This is a genomic window from Haloarcula sp. CBA1131, from assembly GCF_008728975.1.
In the GTDB taxonomy this organism is placed as follows: Archaea; Halobacteriota; Halobacteria; order Halobacteriales; family Haloarculaceae; genus Haloarcula; species Haloarcula hispanica.
This window is the reverse complement of the sequence record NZ_RPCY01000001.1, coordinates 1,251,130-1,266,581: the sequence shown is the minus strand read 5'-3', so window position 1 is coordinate 1,266,581 and position 15,452 is coordinate 1,251,130. Positions and strand designations below refer to the sequence as shown.

Below are 15,452 nucleotides of genomic sequence, written 5' to 3'. Positions count from 1 at the left end.
CGACTCTCCCGAACGCTGGTTCTCGCGCCCGTCGGTGTAGGGGCCCCCACGCCCCACACCACCCCCACCTATCGACGCACGCACCGCTGATAACCACGCCGCAGTCCGATGCGACCCGGGTGTTACACCCACAGTTTGAATATGAGTGACACACAGGACCCACCGCAGGACGAATCGACCGCAGACGAATCAGAAAACGCCCTCGACGGGGAGTACGACCCCCGCGAGGTAGAGCCGGAGTGGCAGGACCAGTGGGTCGCCGACAAGACCTACGCCTACGACGAGGACGCCGACACCCGCTTTACTATCGATACGCCGCCGCCGACGGTGTCGGGGAACCTCCACATGGGCCACCTCTACCAGTTCACGCTGCAGGACTTCGTCGCCCGCTTCCACCGGATGCGCGACGACACCGTCTACTTCCCCTTCGGCTACGACGACAACGGCATCGCCTCGGAGCGGCTCACCGAGCGCGAACTCGGCATCCGCCACCAAGATTACCCGCGCCGAGAATTCCAGGAGAAGTGCCGAACGGTGTGTACGGAGTTCGAGGACGAGTTCACCGAGGACGTGCAGTCGCTGGCGATTTCTATCGACTGGGACAACACCTACAAGACCATCGCGCCGGACGTGCAGCGAGTCTCCCAGTTGTCCTTCCTCGACCTCTACGAGCAGGGTCGGGAGTACCGCCAGCGCGCGCCGACCATCTGGTGTCCGGACTGTGAGACGGCTATTTCACAGGTCGAGCAGGAGGACAAGGACAAGCACACGAAGTTCAACGACATCGCCTTCGATCTGGTCGAAACCGGCGAGGGACCAGCCGACGAGGGCGCGACGTTCACGATTTCGACGACCCGGCCCGAGCTACTGCCGGCGTGTGTCGCCGTCTTCGTCCACCCCGACGACGACGAAAACCAGCACCTCGTCGGTGGCTCCGCGCGGGTCCCGATCTTCGAGCAGGAGGTGCCCATCATCGCCGACGAGCGCGTCGACATGGAGACCGGCAGCGGCATCGTGATGTGCTGTACCTTTGGCGACCAGAACGACATCGAGTGGTATCAGGCCCACGACCTGCCGCTACGGCTCGCCATCGACGAGTCCGCGACGATGACCGACCTCGCCGGTGAGTACGAGGGGATGCATACCACCGAAGCTCGCGAGGCCATCATCGAGGACCTCGGCGAAGAAGGGTCGCTGCTGGAGAGCCGCGACCACGACCACACCGTGCAGGTCCACGAGCGCTGTGAGGAGGAAGTCGAGTACCTCGTCACCGAGCAGTGGTACATCGAGCTACTCGACAAGAAAGAGGAGTACATCGAGGCCGGCCGCCAGATGGAGTGGTTCCCCGAGAAGATGGCGACCCGCTACGAGCACTGGATCGAGGGCCTCGAATGGGACTGGTGTATCTCCCGGCAGCGCGATTCGGGGATTCCGATTCCGGTGTGGTACTGCGACGACTGCGGCGAGCCCGTGATGGCCGAGCGCGAGCAGCTGCCGGTCGATCCGCTGTCTGACGACCCGCCGGTCGATGCCTGTCCCCACTGCGGCCACGACTCGCTGACGCCCGAGGAGGACGTCTTCGACACGTGGGCAACCTCGTCGCTGACGCCGCTCGTGAACGCCGGCTGGGACTGGGATGCAGACAGTGAGTCGTTCACCATGGAACTGCCCGAGCTGTACCCCTTCGACCTGCGCCCGCAGGGTCACGACATTATCTCGTTCTGGCTGTTCCACACCGTCGTCAAGTGCTACGAGCACACCGGCGAGGTGCCATTCGAGAACGTGATGATAAACGGGATGGTGCTGGACGAGAACCGCGAGGCGATGTCCAAGTCCAAGGGCAACGTCATCCCGCCCAGCGAGGTGCTTGAAGAGTTCCCGGTCGACGCCACCCGCTACTGGGCCGCCGGCACCTCCATCGGCGACGACTTCCCGTACAAGGAGGGAGACCTCGAAGCTGGTGAACGGCTCCTCCAGAAGCTCTGGAACGCCTCCCGGCTGGTCGACCAGCTCACGCCTGCGAGTCAGCCAGACGAGCCAGACGACTTCGCCGCAGTCGACGAGTGGCTGCTGGCCGAACTGGACGCGACCGTCGAGTCAGTCACGACGAAGTTCGAGGACTACGAGTTCTCGAAGGCCCGGAACGAACTCCGGTCGTTCTTCTGGAACACGTTCTGTGACGACTACCTCGAAATCGCCAAGCAACGGCTGTCTGGCGAGGCGCGGAGCGCCTCGGAACAGTCGAGCGGGCAGGGCCCGCGAGACGAGGGTGACGACGCGTCGACCGAGTTCACGCTCCTGCAGGCCCACCGGACCTTCCTGCAACTGTTCGCGCCGTTCCTCCCGCACATCACGGAGGAACTGTGGGAGCGGTGCTACGAGGAAGATAGCTCAATCCACACGACGGACTGGCCGACCTCGGGCGGCTACGATGCCGACCTCGAAGCGGGCGAGACGGCGATGGAGGTCGTCTCCGCGCTCCGGCGGTACAAGACCGAGAACGGACTGCCGCTGAACGCCGACCTCGACCACGTCGAGGTGTTCGGCCACATCGCCGGCTTCGAGGACGCCGTCGCCGAGGCGATGCACGTGGCGCAACTGGACACCTACGACGAGGCCCCGGACATCACGACGGAAATCAGCGGCATCGACCTCGATTACTCGCTCGTCGGTCCCGAGTTCGGCAGCGAAGTCGGCTCGATTGACGACGCTATCGAGAGCGGCGACTACGAGATCGACGGCGACACGCTGCGGGTCGCCGGCGTCGAACTCGACGACGAGATGTTCGCCGTCGAGGAGTCCCGGACCTACTCCGGCGAGGGCGAGATGACCGAAACCGAGAGCGCAGTCGTCGTCGTTCGGTAAGCTCGCCGCGTTTTTCCGACATCCGGCACTCCTATCCGGTCGCACCCATCGCCGCGACCAGTAGCATCAAGACCTGTGGGTCCGGTCATTGGAACCATGCGAACAGAGGAGACGATCCGGGACCGCATCGAGGCGCTGCAGGACGAGTACGACAGGCACGACCCGCCGTCGACCGAGCTAGAAGACGAGGCCGAGGTCGCCATCCTGCGCGCTATCGAGGAACTAGAGTGGGTCCTCGACGAGCGCGAGGCCGAGGACGGGTTCACGACCTGAGACCCGAGGACACCACTAGCGGAGGACAGCGCCGGTCACGCCTGCCGCTTCACTTTCTCTACGCGCGTCGCCAGTGCGAGAAACGTCGCCATGAGCGTCAGCACGACCGCCCAGCCGCCCGCGAGGTCGTGGGCCAGCACCGTGTGGTCGAACCCGCCGGCTGCGGCCAGCGGCTCGGCCCGCAGCCAGGTGTGGTGTGGCCCGTCGAGAACCGGGACGAAGTAGTCCACGATGTCGTTGAAGCCGTACCAGAACACCGCAACGGCGACGGACACGACGGAAAAGCTCGCGTAGCGGTGGATGAGGAAGGCCTCGGCGGCCATCGCCAGGTGGCTCAGAATCAGGAACCAGTAGAGCCACAGCGGAATCCCACCGGGGCCGTTGAGAACGAGTTGGACGTACGGCGTCCACAGACCGAGCTTGATACAGCCGAAGAAGCCGAGCATGTGGAGCCATTGCGTATCCCAGTCGAGCCGCCAGGCCACCAGCGAGAGCCCGATGAACATCGTCGCGACGGGCGAGTCCGGAATCAAGGGGTAGGCGGCCAGCGGAGCCGCGCCGAGTTGGCCCTCCACGAGCGGCGGCGCTGTGTTCAGCGGGCGGCCGGCGTAGTACCAGAAGCCGAACAGCGTCCCGACCAGATTGACGAGCGCGATTGGCCAGGCGAGTCGAAGCCCGACGTTCTCCAGCCACGCCGGCAGCGGCGCGACGTACCGCGGGAGCCCTTCGGCGTCTGGGAGCCGACGGCTGAACACCCGTGCGACAGCCGCGTCGATGCGCCCGCCGACACCCTCGTCCGTAGCCATGTCGATGCAGTGGGGAGACGCGATGAAAACGGTAGTGGTCTCAGCCCCGTCCCCTGGAGAATATTGTGGTCGCTGGCGCGATATCGGGGCCTCTGCGCGTGGGTCAAACGCCGTTCTGTCCCTCGAAAGGACACGCGTTAAGTAAATCCAGTCCTAAGTCTGGGTAATGACTGAAGAGACCGACCTCGAGGACCTCCGTCGCGGGACTGACCTCGTCAAGCGCGGCTTCGCGAAGATGCAGAAGGGCGGCGTCATCATGGACGTCGTCAACCGCGAGCAAGCCCGAATCGCCGAAGACGCTGGCGCAGTCGCCGTGATGCACCTGGAGTCGGTGCCGGCCGACATCCGCAAGCGAGGCGGTGTCGCCCGGATGGCGGACCCCGGCAAGCTCGAAGAGATCATCGAGGAAGTGTCGATTCCGGTGATGGGCAAGGCCCGTATCGGCCACACCGCCGAGGCCCAGATTCTGGAAGCGGCTGGCGCGGACATGGTCGACGAGTCGGAAGTGCTGACACAGGCCGACGACCGCTACCACATCGACAAGCGGGAGTTCACCGCGCCGTTCGTCTGCGGGGCGCGGAACCTCGCCGAGGCGCTGCGCCGCATCGACGAGGGCGCGGCGATGATTCGCACCAAGGGCGAGGCGGGCACCGGCGACGTGAACCAGGCCGTGACTCACCAGCGCAACATCCAGCGCTCCATCGGGATGCTTGAGGGGATGGCCCACGAGGAGCGCGACGAGTGGGCACGCGAACACGGCGCACCGCGGCGACTCGTCCACGAGACGGCGGACCGCGGTCGGCTGCCGGTCGTCAACTTCGCGGCTGGCGGTATCGCGACGCCCGCCGACGCCGCACTGATGATGCAACACGGCTGTGACGGCATCTTCGTCGGCTCGGGCATCTTCGGCGCGGAGAACCCCCAGGCCATGGGCGAGTCCATCGTCGCGGCGGTCAACAACTACGATGACCCCGAACAGCTCAAGGAGATCGCGAAGAACCCCGGCAAGGGCATGAAGGGACAGGCGAACGCGGACCTAGACGAGGAAGAGCAGTTGCAGGGCCGCGGCGTCTAACTGGGGCCGCGACCAGCCGTATTTTCTCCGGTGTCAGGTTCATTACAGACGGCCGCTCAAAGACGAAGACACAAGTTCCTACGGCGGCGATAGGTGGCTGTGCAGGGGACGGCCACGCCGACGCCAGCGGCCAACGACACCGGGGAAGGCCTTTTGGAACTCTTTACCGTGTTACAGCGGTCGCTGGACCAGTTGGTCGCGACGCAGGGGCGACTCGTCGCGACGCTCATCCTCCTGGTCGTCTTGCTTTTCAGTGTCGTCGTCGTTCCAGCAGCCCTCTCCCGGCTTCGGTCTGTCACGTCAGACCGAACTGGCGACTGGCTGCAAGTCATGGCCGACTACACGCCGACGACCATCCGGGGTGTGTTTCTCCGGATCGCCCAGTTCTCGATGGTCGTCCTCGTCGTCGTCTCGTTTCTCATCGTCTGGGGAGTCCTCGATGTAGTCCAGACAGTAGGTCCGTACCTCGACGGGAGCGACCAGTCGGTGCTGGCGACGATACAGACGGTCGTCCTCGTCATGCTGGCCTTTGTCCTGTCCGACCAGATGCAGCGGTGGATCGGCCGGTTCAGCCAGGCCGTCACTGGCTTCACCGAACACCAGGAAGAGATCCTCCTCCGACTGGGGCAGGTCACTGTGTTCGTCACCATCGGCGCGACGATCTTCGCCGTCTGGGGCATCGATCTCAGCGGCCTGCTCGTCGGGGCCGGCTTCCTCGGTATCGTGGTCGGTCTGGCCGCCAGACAGACGCTCGGGTCGCTCATCGCCGGCTTCGTCCTGATGTTCTCCCGCCCGTTCACTATCGGCGACTGGGTGCTCGTCGGCGACCAAGAAGGGATCGTGACCGATATCACCATCTTCAACACGCGGCTGGAGAACTTCGACGGCGAGTTCGTCATCATTCCGAACGACCGCGTGAGTGACCGCGCGGTGACGAACCGTAGCCGCAAGGGGCTGTTGCGTCTCACGGTCGACATCGGTGTGGACTACGACACCGACGTTGACCGGGCGATGGACCTCGCTCGCGAGGCGATGGCCGACATCGAACACGTCGTCGATTCGCCGACGCCGGACGTCGTCCCGAAAGATTTCGGGGACTCCGCTGTGGTGATGGAACTCCGGTTCTGGATAGACCACCCGACGCCACCGCGGAAGTGGCGCGCCATCTCGGCGGTCGTCCGGGGTGTGAAAGCCACCTTCGACGACGAGGACATCACGATCCCGTTCCCCCAGCGGACCCTCTCGAATCGCGTGGACGCGGCGGACGAGGAGTCGCTGGAAGGCGGCGTGGAGATGCGTCCGGACGGCGACGGTTGACCTACAGGTCGAGGCCGTCGAGAAGGAGTCCCAGTCCGAGAACCCAGCATCCCAGTGCGGTCCCGAGCGTGCTGACATAGAACAGCAAAGACAGCCCATGCTCTGTTGTCAGCGGCCCACTCATCGCGGCAGTCGCGGCATCGCTCGCGGCCAAGAGCGACCCAGAGGTCAGAACCATACCGGCGAATGTGCCGACGGCGACCGGTAACGCCACGGCGATCAGCACCAGACCGACACGTTCGGCCAGCGCGGCGACTACAGCCGGGTCGAGGGATCGGCCACAAGTCGGGACCGGCTGCCGCTGTGCCATGTTACTTCATAACATATTCGAATGACATAAAAGTGCGTTCCTCGACAGAGACCGTGACACATATTCGGAGTGCACAGCCGATCCGGTAATCACACAGAACAGCTGCCTTAGGCGCTAAAAATGGTGTTTGCTGTTCGCTCTGGACGGTAGACACGCCGCGGCGGAACGGCCGCCGGTCGAAACTACTATCCCCAACGGGACGAACGGAGTGATATGAGCACTCCGCCGGGGGAGTATTACACCGAAGAACGCTGGCAGAACTGGCTAGACCGTATCGAGGAAGAAGAAGTCGACCCTGAAGACGAGGATTCGGCGCGGCTCCTGTTGAACCTCCAGGACGACGCCGCGATTGCGGTCGCGAAGATCCTCACGGACTACGAGGACGGACCGCTCGACGAAGAGGCGACCATCGACGAGCTTACCGGTGTCCGGGAGATCGTCCTCGACGACATCGACATCGACGACGAGGAGACCGTGATGCTGATCGACGGCGTCCAGACCTCGCTTTTGTGCGTGTTCTACGCAGCCGAGGAGTTCGTCGCGGAAGGTCCCGCGGACGACGCAACCATCACGGACTACATCGAGGCCGCCGCAGACGCGGAAGCGGAGGAGGACCTCGACGCAGCGCTCGGTTACTGTGTGCAGGCCGGCACGCAGATCATCGGCGGGTCGGAGCTCCCGATGGAGGTCGCCGAGGACCTCGAATACGGACTCGTCTCCGAGTGGGTCAACGGACTCGACAGTCTCCAGACCGCGATGAGCGACCCGGAAGTCGTCGAAGAAGACGAGAGTTGATAATTCGGCAGTCAGGTTTTTACCGCCGTCTCCGCAACTCATCGGCATGACTTTCACGGGCGATGAGCGCGCGCAGTCAGTGCAGGTCGGGGCTGTACTGCTGTTCGGCGTGCTTATCATCGCCTTCTCCTCGTACCAGGCGTTTGCCGTGCCGGAGCAAAACCGGGAGGTGGAGTTCAACCACAATCAACAGGTACAGACGCATTTACAGGACCTGCGGAACGCTATCGTCTCCGTCCCGGGACAGCCGAGTCAGCAAGCCGTCTCAGTGCAGTTGGGGACGCGATACCCGAGTCGGCTGGTGGCGACGAATCCCGGACCGCCGTCGGGGCTGCTGTACACGGACGGAACGACCAACGAGTCGCAGAACCTCACGATTCGTAACGCCGAGGCGATTAACCCCGAGACGGCAGATTACTGGGACGGAACCGCACCGCGGCACTACAACACAGGGGCCATCGCCTACAAGCCGGAGTACAACGTCTACGGGGAGGCCCCGGAGACCGTGTACGAGCACTCGGTCGTCTACAACCAGTTCCGCGAGGGGAACATCACGCTCTCGGAACAGGCGATGGTCGATGGGCGCGACATCACGCTCGTCGCACTCAACGGGTCGATGAGCCGCTCGGCGAGCGATTCGGTTACGGTCGACGTGCGGCCGACATCGCAGTCGTCCCGAACGGTTCGCGTCACGAACGCGACAGAGACGTCGAACGTGTCGGTCTCGTTTCTCTCCCGGCTCCCGGCGGAGGAGTGGAGAGTGCTTCTCGAAGACGAAATCGACCCAAGTCCGGGTAACAAAAGCAACGACCGGTACATCGCAAACGTCATCGAGGCCGAGGGGCCAGGCTCGCTCTACAACGTCACAGTCGTCTTCGAGCGGGGAGCCACATATCGCCTGAAGATGGCGAAAGCGGGCGTCGGCACTCGTGTTGCCTCTGAAAGTGACGCGTACCTCACCACTGTCGGCAGTGAGAACGTTACTGTCGCAAAGGGCGACGACGAAGAGATTGTGCTGGAGGTTCGGGACGCGTACAACAACCCCGTAAGCGATGTCGAAGTGAACGGCTCAGTCGATGGGAGTAACGCGGGGTCGCTTACCACGGACACAGAGTCATCCGACAGCGACGGTCGCGTCAGGTTCGTCTACGAGACAAGCCAGTCGACGACAACTGGAACAGCCACCGTCCAGTTCAGCCTCGACGAGATCAATGGTTCGTTCGACGGCGAATCTCCTGAAGACGTCTCAGTGCCGGTGACAGTGACGGAAGCGAATCCCGGATCTGGGGGCGGGTCCGGCAACACAGGTCTCATCTACAACGAGGACGCTATTGCCCTCAACAGCAATGGGAACACTGATGGGGGCGTTGATGGGGGCGTCCAGTTTAGTGTCACCAATGAATTAGGCGAGGAGATCACAATAACGACGGTGGCAATCGACCCGGTTAACGACGATATAATCCGACTCAGTGACACCTTTAGCAACGACCGTGACCCAGCACCACAAGAGAACGAAGTATATATTCAGGCAGACACTAACGGATATACCGACTTCGGTGGCGGAACAGATGTCCCACGGACTGTTGATGTCGACAGTGATGGCAGCCTGAACGGTCCAAACCCAGTGCTGTCCGATACGTCAACGGCGACATTCCACCTGTTCGAGTTTATTCAGGATACCTTGTTTGGCTCTTCCGAGATAGATATGACTGGAGAGAGCGTCACGATAACCGTCACCTACGAGCTATCGAGTGGTGGTACCGATTCGAAGATGTTCACCGTCACTCCCGGAGGTGCGAACACGAACGAGCAACCGAACGCCGACTTCACGATAACCTCTGACGGGTCGGAATCGAATGGCAAGTGGGACTTCGACGCCAGCCCGTCCAGCGATCCGCAAGGCGACATCGTGACCTACGAATGGGATTTCGACGAAGACGGTATCTTCGAAACGACCGGCCAGACAGTAGAAAAGAAAAGAGTGGACTCCGGCACAGTGGTCGCACTCCGCGTCGTTGACTCAGAAGGGAATGCCGACACTGTCCGCAAAGAGGTTCCGTAACGGCCGTTCTCACCGCCCCTCAGCAGAGACTCACGGTAATGTAGACGACGCCGTCAGCGGTGGCCGCACCGACGCCGATGTGGTTCGCGTTCGCCACGTACAACGTGTCACGGGGGCCAGAGAGGTCGAACCAATGGTCGGCGACGGCGTCGGCCGTCCGAGTCGCGTTCGCGCCGTTGGGGTCGACGCTCGTGACCAGTTCGAGGTCGGTTACCGGGCGGATGTACGCGTTTCCTTCGTGGCGGAGGCGACACTGCTCGGACAGTCCGGCGGCCGCGTACCGGTCCGCCGTGTCTGACCCGTTCGCGATCGGTGAGGCCGACCCCTGCGCGGCCATTCGCTCGCTGTGGTTGCCGGCCATGGCTGACAGCGTCTGTCCGGTTTTGGTCTCATCCGAGAGGGAGCCGTCGAAGGCGTCGTTGGCAACCGGGTTGCCGCGTCGGTCGTTGATCGCCGCCACAAGCCGGTCTTCGAGGCGGACCGTATCGATAGCCGTCCCCGAATCAGCTGGCGTGGTCTGTGCCGCGTCCGGGGTCGCGGTCGGTTCTGCGGACTGCGTCACTCCGGCCGCAGTCGCCTCGGTACTCGGCGTCACCGGTGACGCACTTTCTGCACTGGGCGTCGCTGCCAGTGACGGCTCCGTGGATTCCGCCGGCGCTGACTCGGTCGCGTCTGCACCAAGCGTCCCTTCGACTGCTACTCCTGCGAGTCCCGAGACACTGAGTGCCGCCAGAACAATCAATCCGAATGTGATGACCGATCTGTTCATGTGAAACGTTCCTGTCCTGTTCCGAGAGATGATAGCTGAGATACAGTTCTCTCGGGACTGGGTCGAACGGCGTAGATTCGGCTCTCTCTCCACAAATATGTTTGGACAGAATCGGCGTTCTGATTACCAGCGACGAAAACCTGCCCGTAAACATCTTTACTGTGGCTGCGTGTGCTGAGGTATGGGTGACCTGTCGCGGCGCGGCTTCGGGGCCTCGGTGCTCGCCGCGCTCTCCGCCGGCTGTCTCGGGAATCGACCGACACAGGAGTCCGAGACGACGCCAGTTCCGGAACCGACAGCGTCACAGCGTGCTGCTACAACTGACCACGCCGGGGCTGCCTCGACGCCAGCGGCGGACAGTGCTGCGGCTTCAGCGGACCCCCCGACAGCACAGCGCGCCGAGGCGTCGCAGACGAATAGCTCGACGGAAACGTCGGCACGGCTGCAGGTCGAAACCGAGACACCGACGCCGACACCCGAGCCGAACCACCGGTCGGTCGATACGACGTTCCGGCTGGAGGAAGACGAGTACCAGGATTTCACGGTCGAGGCGACCGGCCAGACGACGCTCACCTACGACCTCATCGTTCGGCGTGGCCCGGCCGTCGATGTCATGCTGTTCACCGAGGAAGAGTACCGGGCGTTCCAGAGCCGCTACCGGGCCAGATACGCCGGTGAGGTGTCGCGGTTCCACGAGACGAACATCCGCGACAAGCGGATCACCATCTCGCCGGGGACGTATCGGCTCGTAGTCAACAACACCGACTGGTCGCGTGCCGTTCCGTCACCGGATGAGCCGTACGACGTTCTCGAAGGCGAATGCATGGTCGATTTCTCTTTTAGTACGGAACCGGCGACCAGCGAGTAACTGTCCCACAGAGAGTTCGCGGCCCATCGGCGCAATACTAGTCAACCGTCGAAAAGCCAGTCGACAAGCCCATATACATCCACGCTGACGCTAGACTCATGACTGCAGTCGGTATCGACGCCATGGAGATCTGGACCGGGAAGCTCAAACTCGACCTCGCGGAGACGTTCGCGCCGGCTCAAGGAGACGACCCGGGGAAGTACACGAAGGGGCTCGGCCTGCGCGCGTCGTCGTTCCCGGACGTGTACGAGGATATCGTCACGATGGGGGCGAACGCGGCCCATCGCCTGATGGAGCGCAAGGGGCTGACGCCCGAGGACATCGGCCGGATCGACGTGGCGACCGAGAGCGCCTTCGACAACTCGAAGCCTGTCTCGACGTACATCGCGGGCTGTCTCGAACAGGTGTACGACGAGAACTTCCACCACGCCAACAAGGGCGAGCGGAAGTTCGCCTGTATCTCGGGGACACAGAGCCTTGACGACGCCTACAACTGGATCCGCGCCGGACGGAACCGCGGCCGAGCCGCACTCGTCATCGCAACTGACACCGCACTGTACGCCCGCGACGACCCCGGCGAGGCCACGCAGGGGGCCGGCGCGGTGGCGATGCTCGTCGATGAAGATCCGAATCTGGTCGAACTCTCGACCGAACAGGGGTACGGCAGCGCCGACGAGACTGACTTCCTCAAGCCCAATCAGCAGTTCCCGTCCGTCGACGGCAAGCGCTCGGTGAACGTCTACCTCGCCCGTATGCGCGAGGCGCTGGAGGACTTCGCGGAGGTGGCCGGCGACATCCACCCGGGCGACTACGAGATGATTCCGTTCCACACGCCGTTCCCGGGGATGGTCCGGAAGGCCGCGGCACTCGGCTACCGACACATCATCCGCGGCACCGACGTGGGCGACCTGATGGCCGAGGAAATCGGTCACCAGCCCATGCGCGCGGACTTCGAGACCGACGACGAATTCCACGCCGCTATCAAGGAGTACACCGACGCACTCACGGAAACCGAGCGCTATCAGGACTGGTACGCTAACACCATCGAACCGACGCTTGCGATCTCCCGCGAGGTCGGCAACTGGTACACCGGCTCCGTCCACATCGCCCGCGCCGCCGGCCTGAAACACGCCCGCGAGAGCGGACTGGATCTGGACGAGGCCCGTTTGTTAGTTGCCTCCTACGGGTCCGGCGCACAGGCGGAAGTCCACGCTGAGACCATCGTTCCCGGGTGGGAGGAGGAAATCGGCGCGCTCAATATCGACGAGCAGATACGGAACCGCTACGACCTCTCCTTCGCCGAGTACGAACAGGTCCACGACGTCCATAATCACGAGACCGAGACCGATGTCGAGGAGTTCACCGCGCCCGAAGACGAGTTCGCCTTCGACGGCTGGGGCCGGATGGGTGAGCGGAAATATCGGTACGTGGAGTAGCGAGAGGCACGACCGAAGGGAGTGGCTCTCGAGTCGGAACGGCGACCGCAGGGAGCCGTGGAGAATAGCGAGAGCCCGAGCGAAGCGAGGGGTCTCGTACAGACGAGCGGCGCAGCCGCGAGAATAGCGAGGTTCGGAGCGAGCAGCGCGAGCGAGAACCTCGAATTGAGAGGGATATGTTATGGGCTGCTGCAAATATCCCAGCACTATTTGTGTCGGCAGTGAACAGTACGGAACAACCACCTGTCAGCTCGTCAACCAGATGCGTGCTTGAAACGTAACCAAGGAACCAATGATCGGATTGGAACGAGGGACAGTCGAACTCGTACCGTATCAAGAGGGGTGGAAAACCTCCTACGAGGAAGAGGTTGAGCGCCTGAAAACCATTGCCGGTGAGCGACTGCTCGATTTCGAACACATCGGTAGTACCGCAATTGAAGGCTTGCCAGCGAAACCGATAATTGATATCCTCGCAGTTGTCGAGAGCCTGGAAGAAGCGAGAGACTTGGTTCCAGTTCTTGAACAGAACGGGTATGAGCACCGGCCCGATGAAGACGTATGCGGTCGGCTATTCTTCGCCAAAGGCCCACGTACGAACCGGACGCACTACCTCTCACTCGTTGAATGTGACAGTGATTTCTATCACGAAAAAATCGCCTTCAGGGAGCACCTCAGAGAACATCCAGAGGTTGCTGAACAATACGCGTCGCTAAAGAGGGCACTAGCAGAGAAGTACCCGAAAAGGCGAGAGAGATACACTGCTGAAAAAGGTGATTTCATTCGAGATGTACTTGGCAGTGCAATGAATGAGTAGCAGTCCGACAGACGGTTGTGTCACGCTGTCCGGTGAACAAAGAGATCGCAGTCACGACAACAGTCGTTTTCCAGAGAGTACGTCGACGGGCGCGAAACAGCACGGCCGGAACCGGTGCGCTCAGGGAAGACGCCGCAGCCCGCCGAGCAGGTCCTCCAGATCGATATCGGTGATCGCAAGGGAGAAGTCGTCGATGCGGGCGAGGTCCTGTGCGTGCTCCCAGACCGCCTCGTCGTCAAGCCCGTGGAGGATAACCGCGTTCGGCGTCGGTGAGACGACACGGAGCGCGACCAGCGGGGATTCGCCGCGGGTCACGTTCGTGAACACGAGGGCGCGGTTCGTCGACTGCCCGTATAGCTGGTAAAACTCGTCCGAGGAGAGGCGCGTGATGGCGGCGATGGAGTTGATGACGGTGTGGCCCGCGACGGTGTCCTGACTGCCCCGGAACAGTTCTTCGGCGTCGATAGCGTCGTAGACGCGCTCGACGCCGACGTTGGCGGAGTACTCGCGGAGGTCGTGGACAACGTCGCTGTCGAACCCGGCCGAGAGCACGCGGGCGTGCTGGCGGATGTGGTCGCCGCCGCGATTCTCGTCGATGTTGAGCAGCGCAACGACGAGTCGCCTGACCACGCCGATACCGGGGTTGTCGCGCCGCCCGCTCTCGTAGTCCGAGACCACGGACGGAGAGACGTCGAGTTCATCGGCGAGTTCGGTCTGTGCAACGTCGAAGTCAGTGCGCCACTTCCGCAGGGTCGCCCCTGGGTCGTCGCTCAGTGCCACCTCACCCGCCATTTTCTCCGCGAGGTCGTCGCGTGCGCCCCCTGCCATTAGTTCACACGCTGGAGGGTCGCGAATAAAAGGGTATCGGAACCACGGGCGCTTACCGGCGGGCGGTCAGTTCGACCGCAGCGAGGACGCCGTTTGTGGGAGCGTGAACGACGCGCACTTCGATGCTATCGCCCGGGTCGACAGTGCCGCCGCCGGCGTTCAACTGAAAGGTGATTGCCCGGCCCGCTGACCACCGCTTGCCGCCATTGGCGATGACACCGCCGACACAGTAGTCGTAGACGATGTTGTCGGGGTCGTCGGTGTTGCTCGCTGACAGCGCCGTTCCGGAAACTGGCAGGTCGAGGATGCGGGCGTCGGTGTCTGGCAGTGCAACAGCGATTGCCAGTTCGTCGGCCGGGACCGGGTCGCCGCCGGCGTGTCGAATCGCTACTGTGTTCCCGCCGCATCCCCCCGACGGGCCAGTCACGAAGTTTCCGGTCGAGCGGGCGACGGTGGGCGTCCGCTGGTCCAGGTCGGTAGTCGCAGTGAGTGCGAACCCACCGACTGTCGCGGCTAAGAGGACGGTGACCGAGAGCATGAGCACCACGCCAATGACGGGGCTGACGCCGCGACGGTCTCGGCTGAGGCTGGAGGAATACACGACTGGGACGTACTGTCCTCCTTTTCGGTCAAAAGTCTCAGGAGTGGGGGCCCGCTATGAGTCCCCGAACGCGGTCGCGATTGCGGCCCCGACAGTCCCGAAGACGGCCGGGTAGACGATGCCGGCGAGGACAACTGCCGTCAGCAGCGTCGGCGCGCCCTGTCCGGAATCGCCGGCGCTGACAGTAAACAGCACCGCCCCGAGCGCCGCAAGCGGGAGGTAGCCCAGGACGACAGCGGGACCGACACGGACCGCACGGCTGAGGTCAGTTGTCCCGTCGATACGAGCCGTCGCGATCCCTGCGGCCGTCAGCACTGCCGGCGGGAGCAGGTACAGGATCGGCGACAGCGACTCGTTCTCGGCGATGAAGTTGACCGCCGACGTCCCGCCGAGGAAGGGGATGTTGACCGTAACTGTCGTTGTCACGAACTGGGCGTTGAAAAACACCCAGCCGACGATTTTCCAGGCCGCCCGGTCGTCGCCGAACGACTCGGCGATGTTCGTCAGCAGCGCGTCCTGAACGGTGGAGATGCTCAGGGCGTAGACGAGGACGTACGCCAGAACGAACGCCGCGATACCGGCGAGGGCACCGACCGCGTAGCGCTGACGGGGTGTGTCACTCATGACGGTTAG

At 63.1% G+C, this 15,452-nt stretch carries 15 protein-coding genes; 9 read left to right on the top strand and 6 right to left on the bottom strand.

The window, feature by feature from the left end; translation table 11 throughout:
• The first annotated feature begins 141 nt into the window (after positions 1 to 141).
• Both Har1131_RS06470 and Har1131_RS21660 read left to right on the top strand, forming a co-directional pair.
• A complete protein-coding gene (locus tag Har1131_RS06470) occupies positions 142 to 2,865 on the top strand; it encodes a valine--tRNA ligase (RefSeq protein ID WP_151145569.1) in 2,724 nt (907 codons plus the stop codon).
• A gap of 96 nt (positions 2,866 to 2,961) precedes the next feature.
• On the top strand, positions 2,962 to 3,138 hold the full coding sequence (locus Har1131_RS21660) for a hypothetical protein (protein WP_008312626.1): 177 nt from the start codon (positions 2,962 to 2,964) through the stop codon (positions 3,136 to 3,138).
• A gap of 35 nt (positions 3,139 to 3,173) precedes the next feature.
• On the opposite strand, the gene Har1131_RS06465 is transcribed toward Har1131_RS21660, so the two are convergent.
• On the bottom strand, positions 3,174 to 3,944 hold the full coding sequence (locus tag Har1131_RS06465) for a DUF1405 domain-containing protein (RefSeq protein WP_146417049.1): 771 nt from the start codon (positions 3,942 to 3,944) through the stop codon (positions 3,174 to 3,176).
• Positions 3,945 to 4,110: 166 nt separating this feature from the next.
• Between Har1131_RS06465 and pdxS the strand changes: the two genes are divergently transcribed.
• A complete protein-coding gene (gene pdxS, locus Har1131_RS06460) occupies positions 4,111 to 5,019 on the top strand; it encodes a pyridoxal 5'-phosphate synthase lyase subunit PdxS (RefSeq protein ID WP_050036890.1) in 909 nt (302 codons plus the stop codon).
• Between the two features lie 93 nt (positions 5,020 to 5,112).
• Positions 5,113 to 6,336 carry a mechanosensitive ion channel family protein gene (locus tag Har1131_RS06455; protein WP_008312620.1) on the top strand — a complete coding sequence of 408 codons (1,224 nt, stop codon included), beginning with the start codon at positions 5,113 to 5,115 and terminating at the stop codon, positions 6,334 to 6,336.
• Between the two features lies 1 nt (position 6,337).
• Here the strand turns inward: Har1131_RS06455 and Har1131_RS06450 are convergent, their stop codons facing one another.
• Positions 6,338 to 6,646 (bottom strand): hypothetical protein, encoded by a 309-nt coding sequence (locus Har1131_RS06450; protein ID WP_050007027.1) that lies wholly within the window; start codon positions 6,644 to 6,646, stop codon positions 6,338 to 6,340.
• Positions 6,647 to 6,859: 213 nt separating this feature from the next.
• Between Har1131_RS06450 and Har1131_RS06445 the strand changes: the two genes are divergently transcribed.
• Together Har1131_RS06445 and Har1131_RS06440 are read left to right on the top strand one after the other, a co-directional pair.
• Complete coding sequence (locus Har1131_RS06445; protein WP_014040970.1) at positions 6,860 to 7,441, top strand: DUF2150 family protein; 582 nt, start codon at positions 6,860 to 6,862, stop codon at positions 7,439 to 7,441.
• A gap of 46 nt (positions 7,442 to 7,487) precedes the next feature.
• Positions 7,488 to 9,503, top strand: coding sequence for a PKD domain-containing protein (locus tag Har1131_RS06440; RefSeq protein WP_050036891.1), 2,016 nt, complete (start codon positions 7,488 to 7,490; stop codon positions 9,501 to 9,503).
• 19 nt (positions 9,504 to 9,522) lie between these two features.
• Here Har1131_RS06440 and Har1131_RS06435 read toward each other — a convergent pair whose 3' ends face one another.
• The gene (locus tag Har1131_RS06435) at positions 9,523 to 10,272 is read right to left on the bottom strand and encodes a CAP domain-containing protein (protein WP_014040972.1); all 750 of its coding nucleotides are present in this window, start codon (positions 10,270 to 10,272) and stop codon (positions 9,523 to 9,525) included.
• Positions 10,273 to 10,453: 181 nt separating this feature from the next.
• Here Har1131_RS06435 and Har1131_RS06430 point away from each other — a divergent pair, with 181 nt between their 5' ends.
• From Har1131_RS06430 to Har1131_RS06420, 3 genes are all read left to right on the top strand, one after another.
• Positions 10,454 to 11,140, top strand: coding sequence for a hypothetical protein (locus Har1131_RS06430; protein WP_014040973.1), 687 nt, complete (start codon positions 10,454 to 10,456; stop codon positions 11,138 to 11,140).
• 98 nt (positions 11,141 to 11,238) lie between these two features.
• Positions 11,239 to 12,576, top strand: a complete 1,338-nt coding sequence (gene hmgB, locus Har1131_RS06425; RefSeq protein ID WP_008312608.1) for a hydroxymethylglutaryl-CoA synthase — start codon at positions 11,239 to 11,241, stop codon at positions 12,574 to 12,576.
• A gap of 292 nt (positions 12,577 to 12,868) precedes the next feature.
• The gene (locus Har1131_RS06420; RefSeq protein WP_151103656.1) at positions 12,869 to 13,390 is read left to right on the top strand and encodes a GrpB family protein; all 522 of its coding nucleotides are present in this window, start codon (positions 12,869 to 12,871) and stop codon (positions 13,388 to 13,390) included.
• Between the two features lie 120 nt (positions 13,391 to 13,510).
• On the opposite strand, the gene Har1131_RS06415 is transcribed toward Har1131_RS06420, so the two are convergent.
• The 3 genes from Har1131_RS06415 to Har1131_RS06405 are packed head-to-tail and all read right to left on the bottom strand — an operon-like array spanning position 13,511 to position 15,443.
• Positions 13,511 to 14,218 (bottom strand): helix-turn-helix domain-containing protein, encoded by a 708-nt coding sequence (locus Har1131_RS06415; RefSeq protein ID WP_151145566.1) that lies wholly within the window; start codon positions 14,216 to 14,218, stop codon positions 13,511 to 13,513.
• Between the two features lie 52 nt (positions 14,219 to 14,270).
• Entirely contained in the window at positions 14,271 to 14,819 is a 549-nt protein-coding gene (locus Har1131_RS06410; protein ID WP_079980807.1) for a type IV pilin, read from the bottom strand.
• A gap of 54 nt (positions 14,820 to 14,873) precedes the next feature.
• Positions 14,874 to 15,443 (bottom strand): hypothetical protein, encoded by a 570-nt coding sequence (locus Har1131_RS06405; protein ID WP_050036892.1) that lies wholly within the window; start codon positions 15,441 to 15,443, stop codon positions 14,874 to 14,876.
• Positions 15,444 to 15,452: the final 9 nt, after the last annotated feature.

Excerpts from the sequence above, each read along its gene's own strand:
- Har1131_RS06415 (WP_151145566.1), bottom strand. The coding sequence starts at position 14,218 with ATGGCAGGGGGCGCACGCGACGACCTCGCGGAGAAAATGGCGGGTGAG.
- Har1131_RS06405 (WP_050036892.1), bottom strand. The coding sequence starts at position 15,443 with ATGAGTGACACACCCCGTCAGCGCTACGCGGTCGGTGCCCTCGCCGGT.
- Har1131_RS06470 (WP_151145569.1), top strand. The coding sequence starts at position 142 with ATGAGTGACACACAGGACCCACCGCAGGACGAATCGACCGCAGACGAA.
- pdxS (WP_050036890.1), top strand. The coding sequence starts at position 4,111 with ATGACTGAAGAGACCGACCTCGAGGACCTCCGTCGCGGGACTGACCTC.
- Har1131_RS06420 (WP_151103656.1), top strand. The coding sequence starts at position 12,869 with ATGATCGGATTGGAACGAGGGACAGTCGAACTCGTACCGTATCAAGAG.
- Har1131_RS06430 (WP_014040973.1), top strand. The coding sequence starts at position 10,454 with ATGGGTGACCTGTCGCGGCGCGGCTTCGGGGCCTCGGTGCTCGCCGCG.
- Har1131_RS06435 (WP_014040972.1), bottom strand. The coding sequence starts at position 10,272 with ATGAACAGATCGGTCATCACATTCGGATTGATTGTTCTGGCGGCACTC.
- hmgB (WP_008312608.1), top strand. The coding sequence starts at position 11,239 with ATGACTGCAGTCGGTATCGACGCCATGGAGATCTGGACCGGGAAGCTC.
- Har1131_RS21660 (WP_008312626.1), top strand. The coding sequence starts at position 2,962 with ATGCGAACAGAGGAGACGATCCGGGACCGCATCGAGGCGCTGCAGGAC.
- Har1131_RS06465 (WP_146417049.1), bottom strand. The coding sequence starts at position 3,944 with ATGGCTACGGACGAGGGTGTCGGCGGGCGCATCGACGCGGCTGTCGCA.
- Har1131_RS06445 (WP_014040970.1), top strand. The coding sequence starts at position 6,860 with ATGAGCACTCCGCCGGGGGAGTATTACACCGAAGAACGCTGGCAGAAC.
- Har1131_RS06450 (WP_050007027.1), bottom strand. The coding sequence starts at position 6,646 with ATGGCACAGCGGCAGCCGGTCCCGACTTGTGGCCGATCCCTCGACCCG.
- Har1131_RS06440 (WP_050036891.1), top strand. The coding sequence starts at position 7,488 with ATGACTTTCACGGGCGATGAGCGCGCGCAGTCAGTGCAGGTCGGGGCT.